Raw genomic sequence first — 12,855 nt, 5'->3', positions numbered from 1 at the left:
GCGTTACTCACAACTTAATTTGGCGTTATATTTTTACGAGGGTTTATCCTAACATGCAGAATAATTTGAAGTTTTCTTCTATCTGTAGCTTTTTAATAAAAGAGTTAGATCTCTATAAAACTCATGTCACAAAAGTTGAGTTGTTGCTAGCGTCTGAAGTTGAAACTTTTAACAAAGAGCTTTTAGTAATAACAGAACAAATGAGTGATTCGGATGCTAATGGCTTCAAATGTTATAGAGAAGATGATTTCTTTGACTTGTCCATCACCTTTCCATTAATCCAGAGAAAATCAGAGTTAATAAGCGCATATACAATTCTGGAAAATGGTTTAAATAAAGTGTGTGAAATATTTGAAGAAAACATAGACAATCCCATAAAACTTTCAGACTTATCAGCGCATGGAATAATAGATAAATCAAAGAAATATCTAGAGAAAGTTGCGCAGATTAACTTTCCTTTTGGCGATGGTACTGCTTGGGTAGAGATACAACTGATCCAACAAATTAGGAATGTATTTGTTCACAACGAAGGTGTGGTAAAATCAGGGAATAAACAGTTAATCTCTTATATTGGTCAATCACCATTTTTAGAGTTAAAACCTGATTTTAAAGTCTTTATAAAAGAAGGTTTTAGTTACTATTGCTTGCAACTATTTCAAGAGTTTTTCTTTTCGCTATTTTCTGAAATCGATAGGTCAAAAAAAATATAACAAGCGTTTAAGGTTTCAAGATACTTTTTCTAATCCAAATCTCGCACGTTAGAACCCATACTCTAACGTGCTTTTGTCCAACTCCAATTCAGTCCCAAAACGAAAAGGGATTGGTATCTCTACCAATCCCTCTCCCAAACTCTCTTAATACTTACAAGCTTTCAATTGCATTTTGAACCGCAGGGCCAATCTGGCGCTTACGTGAAGTGACGCCTTCCAAAGTTAACATATCTCTTGTTGGTTCAGCGTTGAAAGCCGATTTGATGACTTGATAATCGCTTTCGTCTACCCACAATAGGTTAGCTTCTTTGTTCTTGGTGTCTGTGATTGAGAAGAACAGGTGGTCTAAGCCGTTCTCTTCTTTATAAGACTTCATAGCCGCCAAAAGCTCGTCTTTGCGGTCAATCAGTTGTTGAGCGGTTAGTGTTTCAGCAACGCCGATGCCCACCTGTTTGCCACCGTATTTAAAGTTTTTGTAATCCAGCGTCAGAATGGTTTCAGAAGTAAGATGGCTGAGATCCGATTTAGCAATCAACATCTGTTGTCCGAAATCTTCGACATCAGGAATACCTGCAATTTTTGCCAGTTTCTCTGCGTATTCACGATCGTGTTCAGTGGTGGTTGATGATTGGAATACCACAGTATCAGAAAGAATCGCGCCTAAGCCGACACAAGCAAGGTGTTTAGGTAAGGTCACATCAAGCTTTTCAGCGTTGTCAGCCAGAATAGTGGCAGCCGAACCCCAACCTCGAATATCCATCTCGACAATTTGTGGCGTATTAATCGGTGAGCCACCAATCGCATGGTGATCGACCACAGCAACAATAGATGATTGATCGATGGTTGGCGCTAATTGAGTCACTTGGTTAAAGTCCACTAGCCCTACTCGGTATGAAGAGTAATCTGACTCTACTCGTGGTGATTCTGTATTACAGTAGTTCAAGATAAACGTTGATTCAGGGTTGATTGGCTCAGGCACTGTCGCTGTACCACCATAGATATGAGCCGCGAGCATTGCAGACATTACCGTGTCGCTATCTGGGCTAAGATGCCCCGTCCATACGAGATCTTCACTGTTTTCATTGGCTGATTGTTGCAAGCTAAAAGCAAAACTTGCTGAACTGAAAGACATGATTACGGCGGTAACGACAGGTGTTAGCTTCACGGGTATTTCCTTATTTGGATTTGTTTCAGAACCCCATAAGCTAGCCATTAAAAATTTCAGAACCGTGTCAGCGATGTTTCAGATTTACTTCAGTAAGTAACGAAATGTAATTCGCCTCTCATTAGGTTTACCCAAAAAAAGGATCAGTATCTCTACCAATCCTTTGAGTTTCACAAACCAGTTCAGGCTAAGAGGCAATTAATGTTTGTACCTAAAGGTATTGCTATCATCAACAATCTCGATTTTGACAGGCACGGTTCCTTGCTTAACATTGCCGATTCTTGCAAATGCCTTGTGCGAAAGGTCGATAACCCGGCCTTTGACATAAGGGCCTCGATCATTAATTTTCACATCAACAGACTTATTATTGGCTGTATTGGTCACTCTCACAATAGTCCCGAAAGGTAAGGTTTTATGAGCCGCAGTATTCGCATTCATATTGTATGTCTCACCACTTGCTGTGAGCCTTCCATGGAATTTATCGCCATACCAAGAAGCTTTACCAGCAAGAGCATGTGACTCGGCATATTCCTTTGTTTTAGAACTGCCGACAGCCGATGTTGAGGTGCATCCGGCTAATATCATAAGAATAAAAGCGGTAAAGATAATATGTGATTTTTTCATGTGATTTAGGTGCGCTAATTTCTGCATGTTCTCTGTTTTCGTTGTTTTTGGTTCAGCTGTATACGTCTGAGTATAGTCGCTAATCAGTCAAGACTTCCATTCGGTATGACTTACCAATATTTTCATGTACGACGATTTATTCCGTCATATTCGTGAAAGGTTTTATCGTCAAACCGTCAATTTTAACAACGTCTTAAATTGGATGATTTCTCGAATTTGTTTATGATATCGATGATACAGTTCGTCCATGTCCTCATCAGAATCAGCACATTTGATCTTTTAGGTGATTAAAACCAAGCATCATTGAATTGACGAGAGCATCGTTGATGTTTCTACGAAGTTACCTTGGATGGTATCGCCAGCGTCTACGAGGATAATGTTGATTGCTCTGTGCGGGTATTCCCCACTTTAGTGGCTATTTGGCTTAATCTGCCACGAGTGTTGAGTTTATTTGACGCGTAACCCCATGCCATAAATGACCATGGATATCTGAAGAAGTATCGTGACATCGTGAATATCACCATCGCGGTAAAGGCAGGAAAGGTAAGAGAAAGTAGAATTGCATTTACCTTATAGGTGTTGTCAATTTGAAGTTTAACTAAAATCTTATGCACGATTTATGTGACTTGACGATTAACGTTACCGTTAAAAGGAGGCGCTAAATTGCACCTCTTCTTAAAAATCAGAGTCATATAGTGAAACGAAAGCTTACTTTATTTGGAACAAAGAGCTTAACGTTCGTCCTTACTTATAATCTGCTTAACGATATCACCCATATTATCACTCAAGACATCTGGCACCGAATAATGTGGATTATATGGCGCGCCGGATCGATCAATATAAGCGGCTTTTAAACCAGCACTGAGCGCACCATGCGTATCCCAATCATGAGTTGCAACTAATCGAGCCTGAGCAGGTTTTATTTGTAGTTGTTGCAACGCATATTGGTAAGCTGATTTCGCGGGCTTAAAAGTATTAGCTTGCTCGACAGAAATTGTATTATCGAAATAGTCGAGTAAACCCGAAAAGGACAACTGAGATTTAAGAAGCTCCGATGAAGAGTTGGACAACGCAACCAACTGATAGCCAGCTTGTCTTAATTCAATCATCGCGGGCTTAATGTCATCATGAGCAGGCAAGCAAGCAAATGTGCTCAAAATATCTTGGTAGCCCTCATCAGAGATTGTTTTACCTAAACGCCCCACGATCGACTGTAAGGCTGATAATGCAAGGCTTTTGAAATCACTGGAGGTGTCAGTAACTAAGCAAACGGTGGATGAATGCAATAACATCGAGAACCAGGTACTCATATGACTCTCATCTCCAAGATATTGACGAAACTTAGGTTTAAGTATGCGCAAATCAAGCACCGTTTCATTTATATCGAACAGAATGGTTTGTGTAGGCATAGTGTGTTCCTCATCGTTATTTTCAGTGGTTAATGCAAGCCGTTCTTTAGATAACTAAACGCTCGAATAAACAAACAATAACAGGCGATGTTTTGACCTGAGTATTGAGTTGAGAGATCTCACAGTACAATTTGATAGCCAAGTTGGCAAAAAACCAACCAATTTAGCGATGGTGAGAGCGGCCTCGGTCGTATCATTGGTTTACAAAAGAGAATCAAAACAGCTAAAGAAAAGCCAAAAGAAGCTATACAATACTCGGGTTGCGAGATCGCAGCATAGAATATTCATTCACAGAAAACCTGAAAGCAGCCACCTATGTCTAAAGACTTCGATTTCACTACAGAATACACCCTCGATAAACCCTTTTTTGCGGAGTGTTATGATCAAACTAGCCTTCCTGCTAAATTTCCGAAAGCCTATTTGAAAGGCATACTTTTTCTTATTTTCGGTGTGGTTTTATTAGAATTTGAGCTATTGCCCAACGGTTATGTTGGTTGGTTCTTTATTGTTTTAAGTGTTATTGAAGCGTTCAGTGTTTATTGCAAGCGAACCTGGTGGTTATGGCGACAAACCATCAGCTCGGGTTCTGGCAGCAGGGTAGTATTTCAGGTTGATTCTAAAGGTGTAAGTTATAAAAACGTTAAAAACACCCGTAGCATTACCTGGAGTCAAATCGACCAACTTCAACAAACGGATTTAGGGTTTATTCTTCACATAGGTAAACAGCGCCAATATGTGAGCAAGTCTTGCTTAAATGATGAAGTGATCACCTTCATGCTAGAGCAACACGCAGCATCCAAAGTGAACTAACGTATATACACATAAAAATTTAAACATACTCAAAATACAAAAAGGATTGGTATTGCTACCAATCCTTTTCGTTACCTATTTATTAGATAACAGCTTTTACTTTCCAAAAGCTCTCAATTGCCTTTTGGACAGCAGGACCAATCTGACGTTTACGTGAGGTAACGCCCTTTGGAATTAACCTGTCATTTTTCTAAGGTTTCCCCAGTAAAATTAAATAGAGCCATGTATAGCAGTATTCGGCTCTGTTTAAGATTATAAAAGCCATTCCCATCAAAACAGTTACGCTTTACTGGCTTGTACCGAATTCGTAAGCGGTTTTGTTTTAGTGTCTGGCACTAAAGACATCAGCCCTGTAATTACAAGTGCGGCAATACCCGACATGGTCACTGGCGAACCAAATATGCTTTGCACTAACTTAGGAGCTTCTTTCAATAAGTCCGGCACAAGCATGACCCCTAGTCCCAAACCTAGTGAGATAGCAATCGTCATGATTCTTCGGCGATCCAGCTTCTCATTAGCAATAATTTTGATGCCAGCAGCGGCAACCGTACCAAACATCACCAATGTAGCTCCGCCTAATACTGGCTTTGGAATTGTCATTAATACCGAACCTAAGATAGGAAAAAGCCCTAATAGGAAAAGGATAGCCGCGATAAAGTAGCCGATGTATCGGCTCGCTATTCCCGTAAAATGAATCACACCATTGTTCTGGCTGAAAGTCGTATTCGGAAAAGTATTGAAAACAGCGGCGATAAGCGAATTCACGCCATCAGCTAGCACACCTGCCTTTAGTCGATTGATATATTTAGGCCCTTTAACAGGCTGTCCTGAGAACATGCTATTGGCGGTAAGGTCACCTGTCGTTTCAATAACGGTGATTAAGTAGATAAAAGCAATCGGGAGAAATGCTTGCCAATCGAAAGCGAAACCATATTTAAATGGGACAGGGATACTCAATAAAGGTTGAGAAGCAAAGGTTACCATTGAAGCCTTACCCATCAAAATAGCCACGCACCAACCAACAACCAACCCGACTAAAATTGATGACAACCTTACCATAGTGCTGTTACTAAGGTTAAGTGCAACTATGGTTCCGAGAACGATAGCACCTAGCATCAGGTTACTTGCAGACCCAAAATCTTCTGCACCAACACCACCAGCAATATCAGTAACACCGACCTTGATCAGAGAGATACCAATCGTCGTGATAACGATTCCGGTGACAACAGGAGTGATAACCACCTTCAGTTTTTCGATAAAACGCGATAATAGGATCTCGACAAACGCACCAAAGAAACAAACTCCGAAGATAGTTGCAAGCATTTCATCTGGACCACCTCCATTCGCTTTCACTAGAAAGCCTGCCCCTAGAACTGACCCTAAGAATGCAAAGCTAGTCCCTTGGACACAAATCATTCCAGCGCCAACAGGGCCAATTTTTTTCGCTTGTATGAATGTACCTACACCAGACACCATCAGTGCCATGCTGATCAAATAAGGAATGTGTTCACCTAACCCTAAAACGCCGCCAATAATGAGTGTGGGTGTGATAATTCCAACAAAGCTTGCTAAAACGTGTTGCAACGCCGCGTAACTGGCTGCTTTGACGGATGGTCGGTCATCCAATCCGTAAATCAATTCACTGTTATGTTCCATGTGATTTCCTTAATGTATTTTTTATTGTATACAATTTACATAAAGACAATAGAGCAACATATATGCCAATGGTTTAACATTATATTTATCAATCGGTTAAGTTTCATCTCTAGCCATTGCTGCACTATAGAGCAACACTGTCGGCTTGTTTTAGTGCAAACGGAGACCACGAAGCACTCCTTTGATATGGTTTATCCATCACCTCTAACTCAATATCGCAGACACAAAAAAAGGATTGGTATCTCTACCAATCCTCTTTAGGGGGTGTTTCGTTTTTCTGCTTTATAACAGGCAGGTAACGCGATTACTCGTAATCAGTCGCGTACGTGTCTTCGTATGTGTGCGAGTAGAATTCGAATAGGTTGCCAAACGGGTCTTCTAGGTAAACCATTTGCGCTTGTTTTAGTTCGTCTTCTGGGTGGTAACGCATGATGTCCATACGAACCTTACCGCCAAACTCTTCAACGCGCTTAATCGCTGAATGAAACTGCTCTTTTGGAAGCTGTAGACAGAAGTGGAAGATGCCTAGGCGAGAGAAGTTTACTTCGTGACGCTCTTGACGATCTTTCATTTCGAACAGCTCAACACCGATACCATCAGATGTTACTAGGTGTGCAATGTTGAAGCCTTTGAAGCCTTCGCCAAATACTGCGATACACATACGTCCGATTGCTGATTCACGCTCTTCCATAACCTTAGTGTTGTTCATTACGATTCTTAGACCCAGAGCCTTAGTGTAAAACTCGACTGCTTTATCCATGTCGCCCACCATGATGCCTACGTGATTCATTTTCATAACTTGCTCCAAATTCGTTTTTAATTCTGTGCTTTCCGAAGAGTAGCTTCGGTGTTTCGTTTCGATGGAGAGAGTATATGGATATAATAAGATTAACTGAAATTATCATAATTTATATTAATGATAATTTTTTGTTATTTATAGATAACCATGAGATCTCAGAACACTTAAAGAAGCAGTATCTACATAGATGTTCACGCTATACATAGATGCTCACACTATAAATAGATGCTCACGCTAATAGAGATAAGCCTTATGTAGAGAACAACCTAAAAAGCGTAGCTACCCAAATAGAGCGGTGCCCGCTTTGATGGCTTTTGTTGATAAGCTTTGTCGATAACTTCTGTTGATAACTTTTATCGATAGCCTTCTTCTATCAAGGATAGGATTTGCCTATTGAATCTATAGAAATGTCCGATTTCACTAATTTTCGGTGCGAATGCAATATATCTACATCGACGCGGGATAGCGTTAAACACTACAAATTAGAAAGAGAGTCAAATCATGATCAACACAGAAATCAAACCATTCAACGCTACAGCATTCAAAAACGGCGAATTCGTAGAAATCACAGAGCAAGACGTTAAAGGTAAGTGGGCTGTATTCTTCTTCTACCCAGCAGATTTCACGTTTGTATGTCCAACTGAGCTAGTTGACCTACAAGACAAATACGCAGAGCTTCAATCTCGTGGCGTAGAAGTTTTCTCAGTATCAACTGACACACACTTCTCTCACAAAGCATGGCACGATACTTCTGACAAAATCGGCACTATCGAATACTTCATGGTAGGCGACCAAACGGGCAACATCACAAATAACTTCAACGTAATGCGTGAAGGTCAAGGCCTTGCAGACCGTGCAACTTTCCTAATCGACCCTGAAGGCGTTATCCAAGCAATGGAAATCACCGCTGAAGGTATCGGTCGTGACGCTGAAGACCTACTACGCAAGGTTAAAGCAGCACAATACGTAGCCGCTCACCCAGGTGAAGTTTGCCCAGCTAAATGGAAAGAAGGTGAAGAGACTCTAGCGCCATCTCTAGACCTAGTAGGTAAAATTTAATCTAAGCCTAGCTAACAAGAATAGCTAAAAAGAACAAATAAAACGGTTCTACAGGCGCGCTTCGGCCTCCCTCCTAAAGGGCAGTTGCGCGCCACCCTTTCAAACCATCAACACCACAATATTTGCCGACTTGCGCCCCTTTTTTATTTTCCTTTTTCAGCAAGAAGGTATTGGTCAATACCAAGACACAGAATTAAGAGCAGGCACGATTATGTTAGATCAAGCAATGAAGCAGCAGCTAAAAGCATACCTAGAAAACCTAAAAACCAATGTTCAGTTAGTGCTGAGCCTTGATAACAGCGATACCGCAAACAAACTTCAAGACCTAGCGAATGATATCACCTCTCTCACTGACAAAATTGAAGTAATTCGAAATGATAGCGCAAGCACTCGCAGCCCTATCATGCAGGTGGTGAACCAAGAGAAAGGTACAGCGATTGGCTTCGCAGGTTTACCGATGGGTCACGAGTTCACCTCACTGGTACTGGCACTGCTTCATAGTGGTGGTCACCCTATCAAGCTTGAAGCTGACGTAATCGAGCAAGTAAAAGAATTAGATCAAGAGCTTAATGTCGAGATTTTCATCTCGCTATCATGCCAAAACTGTCCAGAAGTAGTTCAAGCGTTCAACATGATGTCGGCGATTAATCCTCTGATTAAGACAACCATGATCGACGGCGCAGCATTTCAAGACGAAGTGAAGTCTCGCGACATCATGGCAGTACCGAGCGTATTCATTAACGGTGAGCTATTTGGTCAAGGCCGTATGTCACTGGCTGAAATATTGAACAAAGTCGATTCAGGCGCAGCAGAAAAGAAAGCGGCAAACCTAAACCAACAAGCACCGTTTGATGTATTGGTTGTAGGCGGCGGCCCTGCGGGCTCTTCAGCGGCAATTTATGCGGCACGTAAAGGCATTCGCACTGGTGTTGTTGCTGACCGATTCGGTGGTCAAGTGATGGATACCATGGCGATTGAGAACTTTATCTCAGTAAAAGCAACCACCGGTCCTAAGTTAGTCGCAAGCTTAGAAGAGCACGTAAAAGAGTACGGTGTTGAGGTAATGACTGAGCAGCGTGCAGCGAACATCATCGCAGCAGAAGACACAGAAGACGGTTACATCCATATTGAGTTAGAAAGCGGTGCAACACTGCGAGCTCGTACGGTGATCACCAGTACTGGTGCGCGCTGGCGTGAAATGAACGTTCAGGGTGAGCAAGAGTACCGCAATAAAGGTGTCGCTTACTGCCCACACTGTGACGGTCCTTTGTTCAAAGGTAAGAAAACAGCGGTTATTGGTGGCGGTAACTCAGGTATCGAAGCGGCGATTGACTTGGCTGGTCTCGTTGAACACGTAACCGTACTTGAATTTGCAGACACACTACGTGCTGACCAAGTGCTTATAGACAAAGCGAACACGACACCGAACATCGAAATCATCAAAATGGCTCAAACAACACGAGTGGTTGGTGATGGTAATCGAGTAACGAGTCTGGAATACAAAGACCGCAACACCGATGAACTTAAACAGATCGAACTAGCAGGTATCTTTGTTCAAATCGGCCTGATGCCAAACAGTGAATGGTTGAAGGGTTCAAAAGTTGAGCTTTCACCACGCGGTGAAATTGAAATTAACGCTCATGGTGCAACATCAATGAAAGGTGTATTCGCAGCGGGTGATGTAACAACAGTGCCTTACAAACAAATCATCATTGCGATGGGTGAAGGTGCAAAAGCAAGTTTAGGTGCATTTGACCACCTAATCCGTAACTCAGCTCCGGTTAAAGAAGCTGAAACCGCTTAATCTTTTAAGCAAACATTCCTTAAAACGTTCTTGTTAACTTACTAATTATTGTTAACCACTTAGTCGATTTTTAGACACCACTCCTATGGATTTAGGAGTGGTTTTTTTATTTGTAATTTATGCGGGTTGATAAAGCATGAAAGCAACCACCAGAGCGAGACTTCCGCCCAAGCAACGGTTCACAAACATCATCTGTTTTGGTGATTGCAGTAACTTTTTAAGCATGGTGCCGCAATACGCCCACACCAACATGCACGGTACGCCCGTGATCACCATACCAGCAATAATCGTCACCACTTGAATCAGGTAGTCTGCGTTCGGAGTGATGAACTGTGAAAACACGGTTAATGACGCTATCCAACCTTTAGGGTTTAACACCTGCACCAATACGCCAGACATAAAGCCCGAGCGATTGTCGACAGTGCTTTCTTCGATTTGCATGTTCGCAATCGACCACGCCATGAATAGCAAATAAGCCGCGCCTGCGTATTTCAAAATGTTGTACAGTTCTGGATAAAGGGTGAATAGGCTCACTAAACCGACACTGGAACCCGCCAGTACGATGATGATGCCAACAGCGTTTCCAGATATAAAAGGTAAAGTCGCAGCAAATCCATAACGACTTGAAATCCCAAGTAATGCGATATTGCCTGCCCCAGGTGTAATTGCAATGGATGTTGAAAATAGCAAGAACGCCAGCATTAATTGAGAGCTCATTTCCTCTCACTCCTAATAAGTAAAGTATTTATACGGAGAGAGTTTACAGATTCAACTAGAAATTAAATTGCTATATAGGCTAATATCAATGCAAATTTGAGCAAGACTTTTCAAAAAAAGCCATGAAACAGAAAGAATCCACCAAAGAAGTATTAGATGATACTGATATCGCCATCTTAGAACACATCCAACAAGACGGACGCATGAGCAACAGTAAGCTCGCTGAGAAGGTTAACCTCAGCGAAACCCCATGCTGGCGCCGTTGGAAACGCATGGAAGAGACAGGCTATATCGATGGTTATGCCGCCAAACTCAATCGCAAGAAGTTAGGTTTGCATGTAGCAGGCTTTACCTTAGTTACACTGGGCAACCATGAAGTTGAGAATACCGAGCCGTTCGAAGAGTTTGTTGCTGTAACCGATTGGATTCCTATGTGCCATTGTATTGCCGGCGGTGCCGATTATATGGTGCAAGTATTGGCTAAAGATTTAGAAGAGTACTTTGAGCGTATTAGCTCGATCAGGCGAGTCAAAGGTGTGAGTGCGATTCAATCGAATATCTCGGTTAAAGAGTTGAAAAACAGCTATAAGCTCCCTCTTGGAGAATAATCTTGCTCTCAGTTAATAAGCAGTCGTCTTGCAACAAAAAATGATACTTAAAAGCCCAGTCACCTTAAAATCTAACGATGCTGCGCTTTGATATTGAGCCTAATTAATCTGTTTGATAGCTACTCACATGGCGCTGCAAGGTGAATTAGGGCAAGGCCACCGAGTGAGGTTTCTCGGTATTTCTTGTTCATGTCTTTGCCCGTTTGATACATGGTCGCAATAACCTTATCTAACGAGATCAAAGATTTACTATTACGCTTCAAAGCCATGCGTGATGCGTTGATAGCTTTCATCGCCCCCATCGCATTTCGCTCAATACACGGTACTTGTACTAAGCCACCAATCGGATCACACGTCATACCGAGTGAATGTTCCATCGCAATCTCTGCGGCAATACAAATTTGCTCATTACTGCCACCGCGCAGCGCCGTTAAACCCGCCGCCGCCATAGAAGATGACACACCGACTTCACCTTGGCACCCTACTTCGGCACCTGAAATCGAAGCGTTGGTTTTGTACAAAATACCAATCGCGCCCGATACGGCTAAAAAGTCTTTTAATTGCTTAGTATCGAGCTCTTTAATAAAGCGATGGTAATACATCAACACGGCAGGAATAACACCCGCCGCCCCATTGGTTGGTGATGTTACCACTTGGCCACCAGCCGCATTTTCTTCACTCACCGCAAAGGCGAACAAGTTAATCCAATCCATGATTTCCATTGGATCGTTTTCAACCGCCGCATTCGCTTCAAGCTTCTTCAACAAGTTTGGAGCACGACGAGTGACGTTCAAGCCACCATCAAGAATGCCCTCAGTTTCAAAGCCTCGTTCCATGCAACGACTCATCACTCGCCAGATTTGATCCGCTTTCTCTGAAATAATGTCAGATCCTTCGAACTGCGCTTCATTTCTTAGAATCATGCCACCCAAGCTCATCCCACTATTATCGGCTTGTTGCAGCATTTCATCGGCATTTTTAAATGGAAAAGGGACTTCTACTGCTTGGATTTGAGTGCCATTTTGCAGTTCGTCAGCAGTTGCGATAAAACCACCGCCAATCGAATAATAAGTTTCATCAACGATTACGTTTCCAGTCTGATCGAATGCAGTAATCATCATGCCATTTTCATGTAAAGGCAGGTTGTCTTCGTGGAATAACATGTCGGTTTGGTAGTTGAAGACAATACGCTTCGTGCCCGCAAGATCCATCTCACCATTATCCACTGCATGACGCATAGCTCGGTTGGCACTGGTAATTTTGATGGTGTCTGGCTTATTACCGAGCAACCCCAAGATGGTCGCTCTATCTGTGTGGTGACCTATGCCAGTCAATGACAAAGAACCGTATAAATCCACCTGAACACGCGTCACTTCTGCGATTTTATCAGCGATTAACTGTGTGAAATGGAAACCCGCAATCATTGGGCCGTTGGTGTGAGAGCTCGATGGCCCCACACCAATTTTGTAGATATCAAAGATCGATAACATAGAT

General features: G+C 42.2%; 12 protein-coding genes and 1 pseudogene. 5 read left to right on the top strand and 8 right to left on the bottom strand.

Annotated features, from left to right (window positions below; translation table 11 throughout):
- Positions 1–53 precede the first annotated feature (53 nt).
- A complete protein-coding gene (locus tag IQO02_RS21110) occupies positions 54–710 on the top strand; it encodes a hypothetical protein (RefSeq protein WP_016768292.1) in 657 nt (218 codons plus the stop codon).
- Positions 711–861: 151 nt separating this feature from the next.
- Here IQO02_RS21110 and IQO02_RS21105 read toward each other — a convergent pair whose 3' ends face one another.
- The 4 genes and pseudogenes from IQO02_RS21105 to IQO02_RS21090 form a co-directional block, all read right to left on the bottom strand.
- Complete coding sequence (locus IQO02_RS21105; RefSeq protein ID WP_016787974.1) at positions 862–1,875, bottom strand: manganese-dependent inorganic pyrophosphatase; 1,014 nt, start codon at positions 1,873–1,875, stop codon at positions 862–864.
- A 198-nt stretch (positions 1,876–2,073) separates the two neighbouring features.
- Positions 2,074–2,526, bottom strand: coding sequence for a septal ring lytic transglycosylase RlpA family protein (locus IQO02_RS21100; RefSeq protein ID WP_102282731.1), 453 nt, complete (start codon positions 2,524–2,526; stop codon positions 2,074–2,076).
- Between the two features lie 253 nt (positions 2,527–2,779).
- Positions 2,780–3,086 (bottom strand): annotated as a pseudogene (locus IQO02_RS21095) (bifunctional metallophosphatase/5'-nucleotidase); the annotation flags it as partial.
- Between the two features lie 144 nt (positions 3,087–3,230).
- The gene (locus IQO02_RS21090; RefSeq protein ID WP_010439735.1) at positions 3,231–3,908 is read right to left on the bottom strand and encodes a haloacid dehalogenase type II; all 678 of its coding nucleotides are present in this window, start codon (positions 3,906–3,908) and stop codon (positions 3,231–3,233) included.
- A 315-nt stretch (positions 3,909–4,223) separates the two neighbouring features.
- Between IQO02_RS21090 and IQO02_RS21085 the strand changes: the two genes are divergently transcribed.
- Positions 4,224–4,718 (top strand): YcxB family protein, encoded by a 495-nt coding sequence (locus tag IQO02_RS21085; protein WP_016784673.1) that lies wholly within the window; start codon positions 4,224–4,226, stop codon positions 4,716–4,718.
- Between the two features lie 279 nt (positions 4,719–4,997).
- Here the strand turns inward: IQO02_RS21085 and IQO02_RS21080 are convergent, their stop codons facing one another.
- Both IQO02_RS21080 and IQO02_RS21075 read right to left on the bottom strand, forming a co-directional pair.
- Positions 4,998–6,374: a uracil-xanthine permease family protein gene (locus tag IQO02_RS21080; protein WP_016768525.1), complete on the bottom strand. Its 1,377-nt coding sequence runs from the start codon at positions 6,372–6,374 to the stop codon at positions 4,998–5,000.
- Positions 6,375–6,678: 304 nt separating this feature from the next.
- Entirely contained in the window at positions 6,679–7,170 is a 492-nt protein-coding gene (locus IQO02_RS21075) for a VOC family protein (RefSeq protein ID WP_102282732.1), read from the bottom strand.
- Between the two features lie 504 nt (positions 7,171–7,674).
- Here IQO02_RS21075 and ahpC point away from each other — a divergent pair.
- Both ahpC and ahpF read left to right on the top strand, forming a co-directional pair.
- The gene (gene ahpC / locus IQO02_RS21070; RefSeq protein WP_004736364.1) at positions 7,675–8,232 is read left to right on the top strand and encodes an alkyl hydroperoxide reductase subunit C; all 558 of its coding nucleotides are present in this window, start codon (positions 7,675–7,677) and stop codon (positions 8,230–8,232) included.
- Between the two features lie 211 nt (positions 8,233–8,443).
- Complete coding sequence (ahpF, locus tag IQO02_RS21065) at positions 8,444–10,036, top strand: alkyl hydroperoxide reductase subunit F (RefSeq protein WP_102282720.1); 1,593 nt, start codon at positions 8,444–8,446, stop codon at positions 10,034–10,036.
- Positions 10,037–10,153: 117 nt separating this feature from the next.
- Here the strand turns inward: ahpF and IQO02_RS21060 are convergent, their stop codons facing one another.
- Positions 10,154–10,753, bottom strand: coding sequence for a LysE family translocator (locus IQO02_RS21060; RefSeq protein WP_010439706.1), 600 nt, complete (start codon positions 10,751–10,753; stop codon positions 10,154–10,156).
- Between the two features lie 122 nt (positions 10,754–10,875).
- Between IQO02_RS21060 and IQO02_RS21055 the strand changes: the two genes are divergently transcribed.
- On the top strand, positions 10,876–11,361 hold the full coding sequence (locus IQO02_RS21055; protein WP_016768523.1) for an Lrp/AsnC family transcriptional regulator: 486 nt from the start codon (positions 10,876–10,878) through the stop codon (positions 11,359–11,361).
- A 119-nt stretch (positions 11,362–11,480) separates the two neighbouring features.
- Here IQO02_RS21055 and IQO02_RS21050 read toward each other — a convergent pair whose 3' ends face one another.
- Positions 11,481–12,851 carry an L-serine ammonia-lyase gene (locus tag IQO02_RS21050; protein WP_016768522.1) on the bottom strand — a complete coding sequence of 457 codons (1,371 nt, stop codon included), beginning with the start codon at positions 12,849–12,851 and terminating at the stop codon, positions 11,481–11,483.
- Positions 12,852–12,855: the final 4 nt, after the last annotated feature.

Origin of the sequence: Vibrio sp. OPT24 (assembly GCF_015163545.1) — a bacterium.
In the GTDB taxonomy this organism is placed as follows: Bacteria; Pseudomonadota; Gammaproteobacteria; order Enterobacterales; family Vibrionaceae; genus Vibrio; species Vibrio cyclitrophicus.
Note: the sequence above shows the minus strand (reverse complement) of the source record. Positions and strands in the feature narration are given on the sequence as shown.

What these genes read in the sequence shown, in the direction of transcription:
- ahpF (WP_102282720.1), top strand. Translation starts at nt 8,444, where the DNA reads ATGTTAGATCAAGCAATGAAGCAGCAGCTAAAAGCATACCTAGAAAAC.
- IQO02_RS21080 (WP_016768525.1), bottom strand. Translation starts at nt 6,374, where the DNA reads ATGGAACATAACAGTGAATTGATTTACGGATTGGATGACCGACCATCC.
- ahpC (WP_004736364.1), top strand. Translation starts at nt 7,675, where the DNA reads ATGATCAACACAGAAATCAAACCATTCAACGCTACAGCATTCAAAAAC.
- IQO02_RS21060 (WP_010439706.1), bottom strand. Translation starts at nt 10,753, where the DNA reads ATGAGCTCTCAATTAATGCTGGCGTTCTTGCTATTTTCAACATCCATT.
- IQO02_RS21090 (WP_010439735.1), bottom strand. Translation starts at nt 3,908, where the DNA reads ATGCCTACACAAACCATTCTGTTCGATATAAATGAAACGGTGCTTGAT.
- IQO02_RS21055 (WP_016768523.1), top strand. Translation starts at nt 10,876, where the DNA reads ATGAAACAGAAAGAATCCACCAAAGAAGTATTAGATGATACTGATATC.
- IQO02_RS21100 (WP_102282731.1), bottom strand. Translation starts at nt 2,526, where the DNA reads ATGCAGAAATTAGCGCACCTAAATCACATGAAAAAATCACATATTATC.
- IQO02_RS21085 (WP_016784673.1), top strand. Translation starts at nt 4,224, where the DNA reads ATGTCTAAAGACTTCGATTTCACTACAGAATACACCCTCGATAAACCC.
- IQO02_RS21110 (WP_016768292.1), top strand. Translation starts at nt 54, where the DNA reads ATGCAGAATAATTTGAAGTTTTCTTCTATCTGTAGCTTTTTAATAAAA.
- IQO02_RS21075 (WP_102282732.1), bottom strand. Translation starts at nt 7,170, where the DNA reads ATGAAAATGAATCACGTAGGCATCATGGTGGGCGACATGGATAAAGCA.
- IQO02_RS21050 (WP_016768522.1), bottom strand. Translation starts at nt 12,851, where the DNA reads ATGTTATCGATCTTTGATATCTACAAAATTGGTGTGGGGCCATCGAGC.